The sequence below is a fragment of the Legionella rowbothamii genome, from assembly GCF_900639985.1.
Taxonomy (GTDB): Bacteria; Pseudomonadota; Gammaproteobacteria; order Legionellales; family Legionellaceae; genus Legionella; species Legionella rowbothamii.
Genome location: NZ_CAAAIM010000001.1, coordinates 942,317 through 959,660, shown reverse-complemented (window position 1 = coordinate 959,660; position 17,344 = coordinate 942,317). Strand labels below are relative to the sequence as shown.

Here is a 17,344-nt window from a genome sequence, read left to right as displayed (position 1 = left end):
CATTTATTGATCTAAGTCAAGGTAATTTGTTTATTTTAGTGTCATTATTTGAGTCACTAATGACTGTAATAGCCTTAATAGGGGAGTTCAATATGCTTTGTTTTAATGAAACAACTGGAGAAACCGTCCTATCTGGATTAACTAATGTAAATGGCGATGAGTTAATTCGCTCTATTTTTAGAATCAACAAAAATACAAAACATCTGGACATGGGATGGAATAATTTTGGCAAAAGATCAAGTAATGAATTGCAAGCAGCGTTAACGAACTTAAATGACCAAATAAAATTTTTAACTTTACGTGGAAATAATTTAGGCAAAAAATCAGGAGAAGATACCGCACTTGTTTTCTCATCATTAAGGCACGTTACTCAAGTAGATTTAAGTTTTAATGACCTTAATACTCAAAAAGATCTGGCTGTTGGATTAAATGGTTTTGCCTCAACTCCAGTAAATTCATTGGATCTGGGTTCTAATAATTTAGGTCGTTATGATAACAAGCAGCTAAATAATGCTGTTGCTGTTCTTAAACGGTTAAAATCATTAAGTATCAGTTACAACAATTTGGATATGAAGAGCGAACAAGAACTAGAAAATCTTTGCCAGGTTTTCTCAAATAGCTTAGAGCATCTTGATATTAGTAACAATAATTTGGGCAGCAAAATTAGAGTAATTAGAAAATTACCTAAAAATATTACTTCTTTAAATATTAGCGATAATGACATCGCCCAATTAGCTGTAGAGGAAATTAATAATTTAAAAGATTCATTAACTCATTTGCAAACACTTTATATTAGCGTTGATGAATTCAATAATATGACCCCAAAACAAAAAAAAGCTTGGGAGCCTATTCTTGGATCTATAAATAAAGTTGTTTTTCTTAATTCATCAGGAAAAGAAGTTACACCTGAACAATCTCATTTTTCAACCAATAGATCGGCTTTCTTTGGCCACAATTATGATAAAAAAGAGCAGGATATTGTTGAATCGCTTAAAGGTTTTGCGAAATCTATTAGTGATAGCTTACGAAAATAATACTCAAGAGGATTTTTGTCCCCTTTAGTGAAGGAACTCCTAGGGGGCAGGCTGAATTGTGAGTTATAAGTAATTAATAGTTCAATATGACCAGATTATAGAGAGAATTTCCAGGGCTTTGTATCCTATTATTTCAGGTCCATTCAAAGTAATATTAGTTGATAAGGAAAGAATCAAAATATTACATAACCGAACAAGAATTACTGTTGCTGCTATCTTCACTAGTATAATTAGCAATAAAGTGAGGTTTAGCTTTAGGGGTAAATGCATAGCTGATGATATACAGGCTTAATTCATTATTTGGGCCTTATACAGGGCAACGCCACAATTGGCGCAGGTGTCTAATAAAACCTGCGCCACTGCTCCTAAGGGCAGGAATTTTTTTTAACAAGGGTTTTTTCGGGGGCGTTATGCTCATTTCTATTTTGGGTCCGAAATAATGAATGCGCACTTAGAGGAGTCTTCTCATTTAATTTGATTATTTCTCTGGCAGATTCAAAACCAACTCTTGCTTTGCTAATGGAATAACGAGCCTCCGGATTTAAATTCAACATTCCGAGCAATGTATCTTTTATTAGACGTCTTGCGTTTATATCCAGAACTTTAATGCCACTAAAGATAGAGCATAACATTCTAACTGGAGTAGCATTGAAATAAACCGATAGATCATCATAGGTACTGTAATCAACATTCCATAATAAAGCGATAACGCGTGCGAGAGAGAAAACATCTGCCTTAAAATTGATGAGGCTTGAATATTGCCTTACCTCGGGAGCTAAATAGGGTGGAGTGCCATTTATGATAGTATTTAAATGAATGGCATCTCTGCTCAATCCAAAATCAATAAAATGTATCTGAATTGGAGGTCCTAGGTGGACCAGGATATTTTCTGGTTTTATGTCACGATGTACAATCCCTTGGTTACATACTTGCTCCTCTAATGCATTGACTAAAGCGAGGCTTAATTCAATTCGCTGAAGTGCAGATAAGTTCTCGCGCTCATTGAGTAGATAAAAAAGCTCATCTCCGGGGAGTTGATTCATAGTGGTAAAGCTCAGTTGAGCCCCCGAGGAATTGGTAACAATTGTGGGCTTTTTTACTGCAAGATGAGCAGTTTTTTTCGTTAACCTATATTCATTATCCAGTGCTGTGAGTGGATTGGACAAATGGTGTCGTTGTATTTTAACGATGCGTCTTTTGCCATCTGTTCTTTGTTTTTTTATTTTTATGGACTGTTCATCCAAGCTCATTGTACCTTTAATCTTATAGACTTCGCCAAAAGTACCCACACCTAAAGAGGGTTTATTGCTGATTAGCTCATAGCGCAGCCCAGAATGGCCTTCTTTTCGTTCACGGCAAAAGACATTATTTTTTAACGTAATAATTGTGCCATTTTGTAAAGTATAGGGGGTATCTTTTACCCAGAGATTTATCCCTGCTTGTGATTGCATGGAAAAAAACTGAATAAGTAATTGCACAAACTGCATTTCCACTTGTTTTAGGTTAATCAACAGTGGTGTGTCTTTAGTATCAGCGGAGAGTGGCATAATTTGGGGCTCTATCTATAAATAAAAAAATAAATTCCATTAAAATAACTTAAATTAATATATAAATCCTCACTTAATTAAGAAAAAAAGCTAAATTATTAAAAGATATTGATATATTGAAAAATATTTAATCTGTTCATTCTCTGTGCGCTACGGAGGGTGAGGTGCGTCAGCGGACAGGCGACGCTGAGAGCCTCAACGTCCTCACTATCCGGGCATATGGATCAGGTTTCGGGTGGTGAAAACACACATTGATGCATCGTTTAAAAAAATAACAGAGAAAATTGCTTTTAAGTCTGATTATCAAATTAGATAATACCCTATATATCATAATCAATGGAGTTGAGACATGAAACTATTTGTAATTTATATTGGTGGTACTCACCCTAAATCTTTGATTGAAGTTCATGATATTCGATTCATCGCTGCAGAAAATTTAGAACAAACCTACGAATTCCTTAAAACTAGTTGGTGGGGTAACCCTAAAAGCTTACATATTGATGCATGGGGAGTTTTAACACACGTAGATGGATATGACATTTCATTTGCGAAACAAGTAACTCCTGAAACCCCGAAATTGTTTTTTGTAAATCTGGGGGGATATGATAATAATCAGTTTACAGAATTGCACAAGAATATATTTTTAGTAGCTAAAAATGAAAATGAAGCGAAAAAGCAAGCCTTAGCGCAGGCTAAAACATGGAAGTCAGCACATCGTGATAATTTATATGATGTTGATAACATAATTAATGTATCATTAATTTTACCCCCAGAATTTAAGTTACACTTAACGCCAAATGTAGTTGATAAAGATTTTGAGTTTACTTGCTGTTATTTGCCTATAGGAAGAGTTTAATTGTATCTGTATCGTTTTTTTGATTAATTGAGGGGGAGCGATATACTTCACCCACCTCAGCACTCGATGTTGGGCTCAACCTAAAACAACGGATTAGACTGTTCTTTATTTGTTCATTGTGTCTTTATTTGATTAAATTCATAATTTTTTTTAAATTTAAGAGACTCATTTTTCTAGGAACCAGTATATACTTGTATTTTTGGCCAGAACTGGAACTTGAAAGCATGCCTGAAAATTGGGTTGAAATTAATGATCTGATCTTTACTCGAGAGAGTCGTCGCATCTTCAATGGCATTAACATGACCGTAAAACGAGGTAAAATTACGGCCATTATGGGGCCGAGCGGTTCTGGAAAAACAACATTATTGCAATTAATCGGCGCACAATTAACACCTCATAGTGGTACCATTCAGGTGAATGGTCAAGACATCCATCAATTACCTCGCAAAGCATTATATGATGCGCGTCGTGATATGGGGTTACTTTTTCAAAGCTCTGCTTTATTTACTCACCTTAATGTATTTGAAAATGTCGCATTCCCATTAAGAGAACATACGCAACTTAATGAATCTATGGTGCGTGATATTGTATTGATGAAACTGCAAGCCGTAGGCTTACGCGGTGCTGCAGAATTAATGCCCGCCCAACTATCAGGCGGAATGGCGCGTCGAGTTGCATTAGCTCGTACCATCGCTCTAGATCCTGAGCTCATGATGTACGATGAGCCATTTACTGGACAAGACCCAATTTCATTAGGTGTTCTGGTACGTTTAATTAAACGTTTAAATCAATTATTAAATACGACAACCATCATCGTTTCTCATGATGTTGAAGAGACCTGCTCTATTGCAGATTATATATATCTGATTGCAGGGGGGAAAATAATAGGGGAGGGTACTCCTGAAGATTTAGTCCGCTCCTCTGAGCCTCAGGTCAAGCAGTTTATGCATGGAGAAGCTGATGGAGTGGTACCATTCCATTATCCAGCCCGTCCTTATACAGAGGAGCTATTAGATGCTTGATTTGATTATGCGATTGGGAAATCGTAGCACTCGTGTTTTACAAAATATGGGTAGCTCGGGTTTGTTTTTGTTTTTGATGCTATTTCGCAAGCCCAATATTAGAAAATTATGGCCTTTATTGCGTTATCAAATTCATTTTGTTGGTGTCTTATCGTGTTTAATTATTGTTGTTTCAGCCCTATTTATCGGTATGGTTGTGGGATTACAGGGTTATAATACGTTGCAAAAATTTGGTGCAGCCACCCAATTAGGCCAGCTCTTGGCATTAAGCATTGCCAGAGAACTTGGGCCGGTAATTAGTGCATTATTATTTGCTGGTCGAGCTGGTTCTGCATTGACTGCAGAAATTGGGCTGATGAAGGCCACAGAACAATTATCCAGTATGGATATGATGGGAGTCGACCCCTTGGGCCGAGTTATTTATCCTCGCTTTATGGCGGGGTTTATTACGCTACCCGTTTTAGCATTAATTTTTTCAGCAGTGGCGATTTTTGGTGGCTACTTTATTGGGGTGCATTGGTTAGGTGTAGATTCTGGAAGCTTTTGGTCCAATATGCAGGCGGCAGTAAATTTTCGTATTGATGTACTCAGTGGTATCATTAAGAGTTTGGTGTTTGCTTTTGTTGTAACGTGGATTGCGGTATTTCAGGGGTTTGAGTGTGTGCCTACAGCAGAAGGTATTAGCCAGGCGACGACCAAGACGGTTGTTTATTCGTCGCTTGCTGTGTTAGGCCTGGATTTTTTGTTGACTGCAATGATGATTGGAGATTGGTAAATGAGTAAGCAACGTTATGTAGATGTGAGTGTTGGCCTATTTATGTTGCTTGGTTTATTGGCCCTACTGGTCATGGCAATGAAGGTCAGTAATATTTCTGATTTTATGTCTCATAAGAGTTACAATGTTACCGCGGATTTTACCGATATAGGTGGATTAAAAGTGCGAGCACCGGTTACGGTTGCTGGCGTTAAAATTGGTGAAGTAACTCGTATTGAATTACAGCCAGGCGAACTTAATGCCAAGGTCACTATGCGTTTACAGAGTGATAAAAAAATACCCTATGAAGATTCTTCAGCACGAATTTTAACGCAAGGCTTGCTTGGTTCTAATTATATTAGTATTGTTCCCGGTTTTGACGATGATGCAAATCGTGATCATCCTTATTTACGTAATGGGGATGTTATCGCCAAGACTCAAGAAGCAGTGATTCTTGAGAACCTAATCGGTCAGTTGTTATTTAATATTAATAAAAAGTAATTACAATAAAATTAAGGTACGGACATGAGAATATTAAAACATATTTTATTTGTTGTTGGCGTGATTTTATCTCCAGTAATCATGGCTCAAAATTCCCCTGTGCCTATGCTAGAACAAACTGCAAATGAAATTATTGCGACCTTAAAAGAGAATAAAACAAGCTTAAAAAATAATCCAGGCATTATTTATGCGGCGGTTGAGAAGCATTTATTACCTATTGTTGATGTAGCTGGTATGTCTCGTTCTGTTTTAGGAAGACAGGCTTGGATGAAAGCTTCTGCAGCGCAAAGAGAGCAGTTCTCTAGAGAGTTTACCCGTTTGGTCATTCGTACATACTCTAGTCCTTTGGCTCAATATTCTGATGAGTCGGTGCAGTTTTTACCTCTTAGAGCGGCGGCAAATACCCGTTTTCTTCGTGTTAACAGCGTAATTGTGCGAAGTGAAGGTCAAAATATTCCTCTAACGTATAGCCTTGTTGATAAAAATGGCCAGTGGAAAATTTATGACATTAGCGTTGAGGGTGTTAGCCTATTGCAAAGCTTTAGATCGCAATTTGCCCAAGTACTGCAAAACTCCAGTATGGATGAAGTGATCAAGCAAATGCAGCAAAAACAATTAAAAAGGGCTTCTTAAGGTGAAAACAGTTCATTTTAAGCCTCTTGAGCTTAGCTTCAAATCAGTCGTTGAGGTGCGAGCTCAACTTTATAAGACTTTAATGGATGAGACGAGTAATCACTTAGTTCTTGATTTAAGTGAGGTAACTCATTGCGATAGTGCCGGGATGGCGTTGCTTATTGAAGCCAGAAAGTTGTGCAAAAAAAATAATAAGACTTTCGAGATTATCGGTATGTCCACAGAGACTGAGTCTCTAGCGGACTTTTGTGGTGTGAAAGATATTTTGGAAGTTATTTAGGGTATACATTGCTGTTAGGTTAAGAATTTTGTCATTTCCCGCACAGGCGGGAATCTCTCTTCCTGGATGGACTGAAACCCTGCAGGAATGAGGTAAGTGTTCACGGGCTATGTTATTTCTTTAGAATAAATAAAAAAATGTCGTCATTGCGAACGAAGTGAATCAATCCAAGGTTCCGTGCTTCTAATTCTTGGGTTGTTTTGTCACTACGTTCCCCCCAATGACGGCATTTACATACCCCGTGAGCGCGTACGAAATGGGTTCCTTTCTACGTGAAGATGACAGTAAATGCAATGAAGTATGCTCTAAAATTCTCCATTTTGTTATGTTATCACTTTTACTCTAGATTAAGCTGATCGTACACGCAGATTTAATCAGTAGAAAACTGTATTTATTCTAATTTGTGAGCTAATTTTAATGGTAAGTAATGAAGAAATAGAACAAAAACTTAGATCTACTAACGAGGTATTTTTCGTTAAAGTGGACGGGGACGGTTATCAATATAAGGTAACTGTAGTCAGTGATGTATTTTTAAATAAGTCAAAAGTTGCTCGGCAACAATGGGTATACGCACAACTAAAAGAATTAATTACCACTGGCAAACTGCATGCGATAAGCATGGAGACGTGGACACAAGAAGAATGGGGGAGACAACATGGATAAATTATTAATTAACGGCGGTAAGGCATTAAATGGTGAAGTGGTTATTTCCGGTGCAAAAAACGCGGCTTTACCGATTATGGCAGCCAGCTTACTTGCCAGTGACCATGTGACAATTTCCAATGTTCCTCATCTTAAAGACATTACCACAATGATGGAGTTATTAGGACAGTTGGGCGCTCATTTAATTGTTGATGAAAAAATGAATGTTCAGGTTGATTCTGGTCAGGTGAATGAATTTGTTGCCCCTTACGATTTAGTTAAAACCATGCGTGCCTCTATTTTAGTATTAGGCCCAATGTTAGCACGTTTCGGTAAAGCAGATGTGTCTTTACCTGGTGGATGCGCGATTGGGACACGTCCAGTGGATCTACATCTAAAAGCATTAAAATCTATGGGTGCAGACATTACCGTTAAGAATGGTTACATCAATGCACGTTGTAAGCGTGGTCGTTTACAGGGTAAGCGTATTATGTTTGATACCGTGACGGTAACCGGTACTGAAAACATTCTCATGGCAGCTGCTCTTGCTGAAGGTACTACGGTAATTAAAAATGCTGCTCGTGAGCCAGAGGTGGTCGATTTAGCGAATTTCCTCATTCAAATGGGCGCTAAAATTTCTGGTGCTGGAACTTCAATTATTGAAATTGAAGGGGTTGAGGCACTTTCAGGTGGTACTTATTCAGTAATGTCTGATCGAATTGAAGCAGGTACTTATTTAGCTGCAGCTGCTTTGACGCGTGGTCATGTGACTGTAAAACGTGTACGTCCTGATACTTTATTATCACAATTATGTAAGTTTGAAGAAGCAGGCGCTGAATTAACCATTGGCGAAGATTGGGTAAGTCTCAATATGAACAATTTGCGTCCTCAAGCCGTGAATATTTCTACCGCACCTTATCCTGCTTTTGCAACAGACATGCAAGCTCAGTTTATGGCAATGAACTCTGTAGCTGAAGGTCCTTCAACAATTGTGGAAACCATCTTTGAAAACCGCTTTATGCATGTTCAAGAATTACAACGTATGGGCGCTCAAATCCAGTTAAATGGTAATACGGCGATCATTAACGGAGTTGAAAAATTAACTGGTGCTCCAGTAATGGCAACAGATTTACGTGCTTCAGCTAGTTTGATTCTAGCTGGCCTTGTTGCTGAAGGGGAAACCACTGTAGAACGCATTTATCATGTGGATAGAGGATATGAGCGTATCGAAGAAAAACTCTCTTTATTAGGTGCTGACATTAAGCGAGTTTCTGATCGGTGATTACCCAAAAAGAATTAACCTCACACCTGCAACAGCTGTTAAGCTGTGATCGTTTTAAAGATTATGCGCCTAATGGCATGCAGGTAGAGGGTAAAGAACAGATTAAACGCATCTGTACCGCAGTAACTGCCTCTGAGGATGTGATTTCTCAGGCAATTAATTGGAAGGCAGATGCTTTATTAGTACATCATGGTTATTTTTGGCGTGGCGAGTCGCCTGTTATTACCGGTATGAAACGCCAGCGGCTGCAAAAATTATTAAGCCATGAGATCAATCTCCTAGCTTATCATTTACCACTTGATTGTCATCTTGAGTTAGGTAACAACGCTTGCCTGGCAAAATTGTTTGAAGTTAATGCAATACAAATGCATTGCATTGATGGTATCGATAATTTGCTATGGTCAGGCCAATTAGCAAAACCAATGACTAATAATGAGTTGAGCGAGTTTTTAGCTGGCAAATTAGGGCGGCAGCCTCTAATGATTGAGGGGCATAATCGCAAGATCAGTCGCATCGCTTGGTGTAGTGGGGGCGCCCAAGATTATATTGAAGAGGCAAATCGCTTAGGTGTGGATGCTTATTTAAGTGGTGAAGTATCGGAACGTACGTATTATGAGGCTCAAGAATTAGGAGTGAATTACTATGCTTGCGGCCATCATGCTACAGAACGTTATGGTATTCAGGCTTTAGGTGAGTATTTAAGTACTTCTTTTAATTTGGAACATGTGTTTTTTGATAGTGCGAATCCGGTTTGAATAATCTCAAAAATTGAAGGTTGGGCCATAGGCCTAACCTTACAAGTCTGCGTTATCTTGAGAACCTGGCGTATTATGTGGCATCAAGAATCTTATTGCCTCCACCTTTTCTCATTCTGCACTTGTACCACTTAGCCGCATAAGCTAACATGTGTTCATAATCGCTAATGGGCTGTATTAATGAGCAATTTCCGGTACATAATACTTTCTTTCTTTTTATTTTGCTCCTTCCTGTCAGATGCTGGCGCAGAAGCACAAAATAAAGCTTTTCGCAGTTTTTGGCATCCTACATATCAAGGTGAACGTCTCGATTATTGCACGATTGATGGCAAAGAGTGTGGTAAAGCTGTGGCTAATCGCTATTGTAAAATAATGGGCTACGAGTCAGCAAACGAAAGTGTCATTGCATATAATATTGGCTTAACTCATTTTATATCCAGCAAAGCGCAATGCAAAGGCTGGCGTTGTAATGGTTTTATGACTATCGGCTGTGTCTCTCATTTGTCCCATACACCACCTAAATCCTATCATTACCGTGAAAAACGTTATGTTGTACCACGTTTTGACCATTATCGTGTAGATTGGTGTTACGATAAGAAAAAAGGATGTGGTTCACGTGCGGCTCATTCTTTTTGTCGACGTATGGGGTATATGCGGGCGAAACATTTTGCTAAAGAAACACACGTCGCGGCCACTAAAACTATAGGTAGTCGAGAACTGTGTTTTGGTAATCAATGTGAGGCGTTTAAGATTATAGTTTGCTATCGCTAAGAGGCGACTACAAGGAAGTTAATAAGTTCTGCGTTGTATATGATTGTAAAGCCTAGCAAACAACGTTTCTGCGAACCCCGATGCTGGGCTTTACAGCCCAGCCTACTCCCATTCTAAGGGTATGCCTAATGAACTAGGTGAGGTATCGCATTAAGGTGTGCTCATTCAATTATTTTTTTTCTTCTTCCGACTTAGACTCGTTTGTGGTTTTTGTTTCTGCAGGTTTAGCTTCTTCGCTTACATCAGGTTGTGCACGCTGTTCTTTATAATCGTGGATAATCTGAGTAACACTCGTTTTAATATCCCCGAATAATTTACTTGTCATTGAAGCCAGCTCTTTGAGATCAGGCATTTTTGATTTTGGCTCGCTCATCTCTTGTCACTCCATTTTGTAACATCGGTTTAGGTAATATTTGATTTAAGTATATACTATTAAATACAAATTTGCTGATTTACATAAAAACGAGTTGAGGCGCAAAAATACCCCGTATTCGACGACGTCGTAATACGGGGAGCGGGGCACGGATTTTGGCATTAGGCCCAAGGATGCATGAATCTCATAGCGGGTTTTAGTAATTTATTTGCCAAAGAGGTTTTTGGCGGAATGGCCAATTTGAATACCTTATACCCGGCTAGTTTATCGATAAGGTATTCATCACTAGTAGCTAATTTATCCACAAGTTTTAAATCTAAAGCATCAGTAGCTAACCAATGTTCCCCTGTAGCAATTTGATCCATATCTAATTGCTCACGATTAGCGGCAACATATTTTCTGAATGCAGCATGTATTTTTTCTAAATCTTCTTGAAATTTTTTACGGCCTTTTTCGGTATTTTCCCCAAACATGGTTATAGTACGCTTATATTCTCCAGCAGTTAATAACTCTACATCAACATTATGATTTTTAAGCCAACGGTGGAAATTAGGAATTTGTGCCACAACACCTATGGAGCCAATAATTGCAAAAGGAGCTGCAATAATGTGATTAGCAACACAGGCCATCAAGTAACCACCACTCGCTGCAATTTTATCAATACTCACGGTAAGGGGGATTTTTCTATCGCGAATACGCTGCAATTGAGAGGCTGCTAAACCATAGCTATTCACTACACCTCCAGGACTATCCAAGCGGATTAAAACCTCATCCTCCGAAGTAGCAACTGAAAGAACAGCGGTGATTTCTTCACGGAGCTGCTCCACTTGCGATGCTTTAATATCGCCATGAAAGTCAATCACATAAAGTGAGGGACGCTTGGAGTCTTTTTTCTTATTTTTTTTCTTAGGTATTTTCTTGCCAAAAATTTCCTTGCTCATTAGTGAATGCAAATGCTCATAATGGTCATTTAAGGAGGTAATCTCTAATTTACCTTTGGGTTTTTTGCTCATTGAAAAAAATCCGGCAAAAACCACCAAAAAGGCAATAACCACAGTGATGGATTTTAAAAGGAATAAACCATATTGACTCAAGAATTCCATTGCAGTCCTTTCTAATAAATAAAGCCTGATTATGGCGGTCAATAGGGATATGTGCAAGGCCAAAAAGCGTGAATTCTAAAAAAAGCAGGCGAATAGCTACTTCACTGATAGTTAGAGATTTTTTCTGGTTTCTATACAAGTTATTTTATTATGCAGCAAGGGATGCTTCATGTTACGAATTGTCAACAGACAGTGGTTTTAGTACCATGCATACTTTCTAATAATGACTCATATTTCATGCTTGATGTAATTAATCTCAGCTTTGATTATCAAGAGCAACCTTTGCTAAATAATGTTGCTTTGCATTTGCCCGCGGGAGGCTTACTCCATCTTCAGGGGGCAAATGGTGCGGGAAAGACCACTTTACTCAAATTGATCGCCGGTTTATATCGTCCTGCTGAGGGGGAAATACATTTTGCTCAAAAAAATATTCATCATGATTTAGCTGAATATCAACGTCAAATATGCTTTGTGGGGCATAAAACAGGCATAAATCCTAATTTAACTTTAAGGGAGAACTGTTTGTTTGATCTGCACTATAAAAAGCAGCCGATTGACGAGTTAGCCGCAACTTTCAAGTTACAAGCTCATTTGGATCAACCTTGTGTACTATTATCTGCTGGGCAGCGTAGACAGGTTGGCTTATTACGCTTGTGGATGACCAATGCTAAACTGTGGTTGTTAGATGAACCTTTGGTTGCCTTAGATGATACCGCTTTAGAAATTATCATGACTAAAGTAGAAGAGCACAGAAAACAGGGAGGGGCTATTTTGCTTACCTCCCATCAAAAATTACCGTTGAACTCGACTGATTATCAGGAGCATAGGTTATGAGCTCCGCTATTTCTTTATTCAAAAATCAGTGCAAACGCGAATTATTAATTCAAGTACGGCAGATTCGCTTTCTGGTTAATTCCTGCCTTTTTTTGCTTATCTTCTTGTTTATGTTTCCTTTAACCCTGAAGCCTGAAATTGAATTATTAAGAACTATTGCTCCTGGATTAGTCTGGATGGCAATACTTTTATCCATGTTATTGTCCGCTGAACGCTTGTTTCAGCAAGACTATGAGCAAGGGGTGATTGAGCAATGGTTGGTTTCAGGACAATCATTACCCTTAATGGTTTGTGCTAAGGTAATTGCTCATTGGTTGTTTCTTTTACTCCCTTTATTGATTTTATGCCCATTAGTCGCACTCTTATTTTCTCTAACAGCCTGGGAAACCTGGATTTTGGCTTTGACTATCCTATGTGGTACGCCAGCTTTATTGTTTTTATGTGCTTTGGTTGCAGCTTTTGGCGCTGGAAGTAATCAGAGAGGTGTATTGATGGCATTAATATTATTACCGTTAACCTTACCCTTACTTATTTTTGGCAGTGGAACCTTGCATGTTGCCATGCAATCTTTACCAGTAAATGGCTATTTAGCATTATTGTTGGCTATGTCGGTGATTGCGGTAGGTTTTTTGCCTTATGCCATTACTGGGGTGATCCGAATCAGTCATGCAGAGTAACAATAGAGTGCCCATTTTGCGAAAGCTCAGTTACATGATAAAATCCGTCTTTTTTTGACTTCCTTTATTCCTATGTGGAAAATATTATATCAATTGGCTTCGCCAAAATCATTCTATGAATATACTGGGCGTTTGCTTCCCTGGCTTTCATTAAGTGCAGTACTTACTCTAATCGTAGGAATTGTTTGGGGGCTTGCTTTTACTCCTCCTGACTATCAACAGGGTGATGCCTTTCGTATTATTTACGTTCATGTACCCAGTGCTTTTTTATCTATGGCACTTTATGGATGGATGGGGTTTCTGGCCGTTTTACTCTTAGTTTGGCGGATTAAAATCGCGGGCTTGCTGATTAATCAAGTGGCTCAATTTGGAGCATGCATGGCGTTTCTCGCCTTGGTAACTGGTAGCATTTGGGGTAAACCGATGTGGGGTGCCTGGTGGGTTTGGGATGCTCGATTAACCTCTGAACTAATTCTTTTATTACTCTACGCAGCGATTTTAGCCACACACCAAGCGGTAAAAAACAAAGAAGACGGGGATCGTATTATCGCTATTTTAACTTTAGTCGGTTTAATTGATTTGCCTATAATTCATTACTCAGTTTATTGGTGGAACACGCTACATCAAGGTTCTACTTTATCGGTGTTTGCGAAGCCCAAGATTGACGGCAGTATGTTGTATCCACTTCTGTTGAGCATTATCGGATTTTTCTTATATGCATTGTGGATTATTTTAGAAAAAGCACGTCAAGAGCTGTTACTTAGAGAAAAAAGACAAGCTTGGGTTAAGGTTCAATTTGAAGGGGAAGTTAAGTGAGTCAGTTTTATGAATGGTTAACAATGGGTGGGTACTCCATCTATGTTTGGCCTGCTTATAGTTTAGTTTCTGTAGTCTTAGTGATGAACCTTTTAGGGATGAAATGGAAAAAGAAACAAACACGTCAAAAACTACAACAATGGTTTAAACGCTAATGAATCCAGCTCGCAAACGTAAGCTTTTGATTTTATTGTCTGCTTTTATTGCCTTATCTATAGCTTCAGGCTTGGTCTTATATGCCTTAAGGCAAAATATCAGTTTATTTTATACTCCGACCCAAATTGCAGAGGGCAAAGCGCCAGCTAAACAAGCGATTAGAGTGGGAGGAATGGTTGAAAAAGGCTCATTAGTGCGGGCCAAAGAAGGCTTAAGGGTTGAGTTTAAGGTCACTGATTTGAGGCAAACTATCACTGTAGTTCATACCGGTATTTTGCCTGATTTATTTCGTGAAGGGCAGGGGGTTGTGGTGGAAGGACAATTAATTGATAACCAGCATGTTCAGGCAACTCGTGTACTGGCAAAACATGATGAAAAGTACATGCCCCCTGAAGTAAAAGCGGCATTAGCGCCAAAGGTGAACTCATGATTGCTGAGTTAGGACTTTTTTCTCTTATTCTGGCATTAATGGCCTCCCTGGCTTTAGCCGTAATCCCTTTAATCGGCTTGCAATTAAAACGGCCTGAGTGGATGGATGCAGCAAAATCCTATGTTGTTACCCAGTTTTTATTTATCGCATTGACCTACATTCTTCTTACTATTTGTTTTTTAAAAGATGATTTCTCTGTCATCTATGTGATGAGTAATTCCAGTGTTGCCTTACCCTGGTTTTATAAGTTGTGCGCTGTATGGGGTGGGCATGAAGGTTCGATGCTGCTTTGGGTTGCGATTTTGAGTTTTTGGACCTTGATGGTGGCCTGCTTTAGTTCAGGCTTAGATAAAGAAATGCGTACGCGCGTACTTGTTGTTCTAGGATGGTTAAGTATAGGTTTTATTCTCTTTTTATTAACGACCTCGAATCCTTTTTTACGACAATTCCAAGTGTTAAATACCCAGGGCCGTGATTTAAATCCTTTATTACAAGACCCGGGATTTTTATTCCATCCGCCCATGTTGTACATGGGCTATGTCGGCTTTTCAGTGGCTTTTGCTTTTGCTATTGCGGCCTTATGGGCTGGGAAAGTTGAAAGTAGCTGGTCTAAATGGACTAGGCCTTGGACTTTAGCTGCTTGGTGTTGCTTGACGGCTGGAATTACTTTGGGCAGTTGGTGGGCTTACCGAGAGCTAGGCTGGGGCGGTTGGTGGTTCTGGGACCCAGTTGAAAATGCTTCCTTTATGCCTTGGCTTGTGGGAACAGCTTTATTGCATTCTTTGGCAGTAACTGAACAGCGCCAGCAATTTAAAGCCTGGACTATGCTTTTGGCCATTGCAGCCTTTTCTTTAAGCCTCATTGGTACGTTTTTGGTACGTTCAGGTGTGCTCACTTCTGTGCATGCTTTTGCAGTGGATCCACAACGAGGTTTATTTATTTTAGGCTTTTTATTGTTGGTTATTGGTGGTTCCTTGTTGTTGTTCCTCTTTCGTGCTCAAACACTGCATGCAACGAATAACCCTAGCCCTTTATCACGTGAAAGCGCCTTACTCTTGAATAATGTATTTCTAGTAGTGATTATGCTCACAGTTCTCATGGGGACAGTCTATCCATTACTGGTTGAAGGTTTGGGTTTAGGTAAATTATCGGTAGGGGCTCCTTATTTTAATGCCGTGTTTGTTCCATTAATGATTCCTATGTTGTTGCTGATGGGATTGGGTATTCATTTAAAATGGCACTCAGATAGCTGGACGGGCATATTCAAGAAATTATGGAGCGTGGCTGTGTTGAGTATTGCGCTACCGTGCGCCTTATTGTTACTGACTCATCATGAATTTGATGCTTCAGCCTTTTTGGGATTGATTTTAGCAACTTGGATTGTGTTAAGTACCACCAAGGCGGTGATTAAACGCATCAAAGAGCGCGGTGGTTTTACTGGTGTTGGTCAAGCTTATTGGGGCATGGTATTGGCGCATTTCGGCGTTGCTGCTTCAGTGATTGGTATTGCTGTTTCTACTGCTTATGGCGTGCAAGATGACGTACAGATGCAACCAGGGAAAAAAATCGATTTGGTTGGGTACTCTATTGAGTTTGTAAATCAAAAACCTTTAGATGGCCCCAACTATAAGGGAACACAGGCTCAATTTAACATCACTCATCATGGCCAGGCAAAGCTTATTTATCCGGAAAAAAGACTCTATACTATTGGACAAATGGCAATGACTGAGTCGGCAATTGATGTTACTCCGTTTCGAGACATTTATGTTGCCTTAGGTGAGCCTTTAAATGGAGATTCTTGGTCGGTTCGTCTTTATTATAAACCCTTTGTGCGCTGGATTTGGGCTGGTGGATTTATGATTTTAGCCGGCGGTTTTTTTGCTTTGACTGACAGACGGTATTATCAAAAAAGACAAACAGCGGGGGCCTCAGTATGAGAAAAATAGGATGGAGAATAATTCCTATAGTGCTTTTTATTTTATTGAGTATTTTTCTTTGGCGCGGGCTTTCTTTAAATCCCCGCAATTTGCCTTCAGTGCAAGTAGGAAAATTGGTGCCTGAGTTTACACTACCTGAATTGCATCATCCTGAGTCCTCTTTTAGCTCTCAGAAAATTCGTGATCACGTCGTTTTATTAAATGTCTGGGCCAGTTGGTGTGCAGCCTGTAGTGACGAGCAAGTTTTCATGCTGCAATTAGCACGTGAAGGTGTGCCTATTTATGGGTTAAATTATAAAGACAAGCCTGAGGATGCATTGCAATGGCTAAGCCAATGGGGAAATCCTTATAAGTTAGTAATGCAAGATCGAGACGGGCGTGCTGCAATTGACTTAGGTGTTTATGGTGCACCGGAAACTTTTGTTATTGATAAAAAAGGAGTGATTCGTTATCGCCATGCTGGAGCTATGAATCAAGAATTGTGGCAAAAGGAAGTCTTACCTTTGATCAAACAGCTGGAGCAAACGGCATGAAGCGCTTACAGTGGATTTATGTTTTGCTCTCGGTGATTTTAGTCCCAACCTGTGTTTGGGCGAATGGGATGTACCCTTTAGACTCAGTAAAAAAAGAAGCCCAATTTCACCATTTGTTAAAAGATTTACGATGTCTGGTATGTCAAAACCAGGATTTAGCGGATTCCAATGCGGAGCTGGCCAAAGATTTAAGAGGGCAGGTCTATCAGTTAGTGAAGGAAGGGAAGAGTGACAGTGAAATTACCGATTATCTTACCGCGCGCTATGGAGATTTTATTCTGTTTAAGCCTCCTGTTAAAGCAATAACTTATTTATTGTGGTTTGGTCCGGTTTTATTTTTAATTTTAGGTTTTTTGATTTTTTGGCGAACTTGTTTTGCTAAGAAAAAAATCTCAGTGAGTCCTTAAT

General features: G+C 39.2%; 22 protein-coding genes. 19 read left to right on the top strand and 3 right to left on the bottom strand.

The annotated features are described in order from the left end of the window. Positions 1 to 59 precede the first annotated feature (59 nt). Entirely contained in the window at positions 60 to 1,034 is a 975-nt protein-coding gene (locus E1P08_RS04000) for a leucine-rich repeat domain-containing protein (RefSeq protein ID WP_133135705.1), read from the top strand. 365 nt (positions 1,035 to 1,399) lie between these two features. Here the strand turns inward: E1P08_RS04000 and E1P08_RS03995 are convergent, their stop codons facing one another. After that, a complete protein-coding gene (locus E1P08_RS03995) occupies positions 1,400 to 2,581 on the bottom strand; it encodes a protein kinase domain-containing protein (protein ID WP_133135704.1) in 1,182 nt (393 codons plus the stop codon). A gap of 349 nt (positions 2,582 to 2,930) precedes the next feature. Between E1P08_RS03995 and E1P08_RS03990 the strand changes: the two genes are divergently transcribed. From E1P08_RS03990 to E1P08_RS03945, 10 genes are all read left to right on the top strand, one after another. Further along, on the top strand, positions 2,931 to 3,437 hold the full coding sequence (locus E1P08_RS03990; protein WP_133135703.1) for a DUF1543 domain-containing protein: 507 nt from the start codon (positions 2,931 to 2,933) through the stop codon (positions 3,435 to 3,437). 224 nt (positions 3,438 to 3,661) lie between these two features. Next, on the top strand, positions 3,662 to 4,459 hold the full coding sequence (locus E1P08_RS03985) for an ABC transporter ATP-binding protein (RefSeq protein WP_133135702.1): 798 nt from the start codon (positions 3,662 to 3,664) through the stop codon (positions 4,457 to 4,459). Beyond that, positions 4,452 to 5,234 (top strand): lipid asymmetry maintenance ABC transporter permease subunit MlaE, encoded by a 783-nt coding sequence (gene mlaE / locus E1P08_RS03980; protein ID WP_133135701.1) that lies wholly within the window; start codon positions 4,452 to 4,454, stop codon positions 5,232 to 5,234. Before E1P08_RS03985 ends, mlaE begins: the two co-directional genes overlap by 8 nt. Then, the gene (mlaD, locus tag E1P08_RS03975; protein ID WP_058535624.1) at positions 5,235 to 5,714 is read left to right on the top strand and encodes an outer membrane lipid asymmetry maintenance protein MlaD; all 480 of its coding nucleotides are present in this window, start codon (positions 5,235 to 5,237) and stop codon (positions 5,712 to 5,714) included. Between the two features lie 24 nt (positions 5,715 to 5,738). Next, entirely contained in the window at positions 5,739 to 6,347 is a 609-nt protein-coding gene (locus E1P08_RS03970) for an MlaC/ttg2D family ABC transporter substrate-binding protein (protein ID WP_133135700.1), read from the top strand. 1 nt (position 6,348) lies between these two features. Next, positions 6,349 to 6,627 carry an STAS domain-containing protein gene (locus E1P08_RS03965; RefSeq protein ID WP_133135699.1) on the top strand — a complete coding sequence of 93 codons (279 nt, stop codon included), beginning with the start codon at positions 6,349 to 6,351 and terminating at the stop codon, positions 6,625 to 6,627. Positions 6,628 to 7,044: 417 nt separating this feature from the next. Further along, positions 7,045 to 7,290, top strand: coding sequence for a BolA family protein (locus E1P08_RS03960; protein ID WP_133135698.1), 246 nt, complete (start codon positions 7,045 to 7,047; stop codon positions 7,288 to 7,290). Then, complete coding sequence (gene murA, locus E1P08_RS03955) at positions 7,283 to 8,551, top strand: UDP-N-acetylglucosamine 1-carboxyvinyltransferase (protein WP_133135697.1); 1,269 nt, start codon at positions 7,283 to 7,285, stop codon at positions 8,549 to 8,551. The genes E1P08_RS03960 and murA overlap by 8 nt, the downstream gene beginning before the upstream one ends. Beyond that, positions 8,548 to 9,306, top strand: coding sequence for a Nif3-like dinuclear metal center hexameric protein (locus E1P08_RS03950; RefSeq protein WP_133135696.1), 759 nt, complete (start codon positions 8,548 to 8,550; stop codon positions 9,304 to 9,306). The genes murA and E1P08_RS03950 overlap by 4 nt, the downstream gene beginning before the upstream one ends. Before the next feature lie 180 nt (positions 9,307 to 9,486). Then, positions 9,487 to 10,077 (top strand): hypothetical protein, encoded by a 591-nt coding sequence (locus E1P08_RS03945; RefSeq protein ID WP_133135695.1) that lies wholly within the window; start codon positions 9,487 to 9,489, stop codon positions 10,075 to 10,077. Between the two features lie 169 nt (positions 10,078 to 10,246). Here the strand turns inward: E1P08_RS03945 and E1P08_RS03940 are convergent, their stop codons facing one another. Then, the gene (locus E1P08_RS03940; RefSeq protein WP_133135694.1) at positions 10,247 to 10,450 is read right to left on the bottom strand and encodes a hypothetical protein; all 204 of its coding nucleotides are present in this window, start codon (positions 10,448 to 10,450) and stop codon (positions 10,247 to 10,249) included. Between the two features lie 161 nt (positions 10,451 to 10,611). Next, positions 10,612 to 11,553 carry a protease SohB gene (sohB, locus tag E1P08_RS03935; RefSeq protein WP_133135693.1) on the bottom strand — a complete coding sequence of 314 codons (942 nt, stop codon included), beginning with the start codon at positions 11,551 to 11,553 and terminating at the stop codon, positions 10,612 to 10,614. Positions 11,554 to 11,790: 237 nt separating this feature from the next. Between sohB and ccmA the strand changes: the two genes are divergently transcribed. From ccmA to E1P08_RS03895, 8 genes are all read left to right on the top strand, one after another. Continuing rightward, complete coding sequence (gene ccmA, locus E1P08_RS03930; protein WP_133135692.1) at positions 11,791 to 12,387, top strand: heme ABC exporter ATP-binding protein CcmA; 597 nt, start codon at positions 11,791 to 11,793, stop codon at positions 12,385 to 12,387. After that, positions 12,384 to 13,064 carry a heme exporter protein CcmB gene (ccmB, locus tag E1P08_RS03925; protein WP_133135691.1) on the top strand — a complete coding sequence of 227 codons (681 nt, stop codon included), beginning with the start codon at positions 12,384 to 12,386 and terminating at the stop codon, positions 13,062 to 13,064. Before ccmA ends, ccmB begins: the two co-directional genes overlap by 4 nt. A 72-nt stretch (positions 13,065 to 13,136) precedes the next feature. After that, positions 13,137 to 13,880, top strand: coding sequence for a heme ABC transporter permease CcmC (gene ccmC / locus E1P08_RS03920; protein WP_133135690.1), 744 nt, complete (start codon positions 13,137 to 13,139; stop codon positions 13,878 to 13,880). Beyond that, complete coding sequence (gene ccmD, locus E1P08_RS03915; RefSeq protein ID WP_133135689.1) at positions 13,877 to 14,035, top strand: heme exporter protein CcmD; 159 nt, start codon at positions 13,877 to 13,879, stop codon at positions 14,033 to 14,035. Before ccmC ends, ccmD begins: the two co-directional genes overlap by 4 nt. After that, complete coding sequence (gene ccmE, locus E1P08_RS03910) at positions 14,035 to 14,466, top strand: cytochrome c maturation protein CcmE (protein ID WP_133135688.1); 432 nt, start codon at positions 14,035 to 14,037, stop codon at positions 14,464 to 14,466. Before ccmD ends, ccmE begins: the two co-directional genes overlap by 1 nt. Next, entirely contained in the window at positions 14,463 to 16,403 is a 1,941-nt protein-coding gene (locus E1P08_RS03905; RefSeq protein WP_133135687.1) for a heme lyase CcmF/NrfE family subunit, read from the top strand. Before ccmE ends, E1P08_RS03905 begins: the two co-directional genes overlap by 4 nt. Further along, complete coding sequence (locus E1P08_RS03900) at positions 16,400 to 16,936, top strand: DsbE family thiol:disulfide interchange protein (protein ID WP_133135686.1); 537 nt, start codon at positions 16,400 to 16,402, stop codon at positions 16,934 to 16,936. The genes E1P08_RS03905 and E1P08_RS03900 overlap by 4 nt, the downstream gene beginning before the upstream one ends. Then, positions 16,933 to 17,343, top strand: a complete 411-nt coding sequence (locus tag E1P08_RS03895; protein ID WP_133135685.1) for a cytochrome c-type biogenesis protein — start codon at positions 16,933 to 16,935, stop codon at positions 17,341 to 17,343. Before E1P08_RS03900 ends, E1P08_RS03895 begins: the two co-directional genes overlap by 4 nt. The last annotated feature ends 1 nt before the right edge of the window (position 17,344 follow it).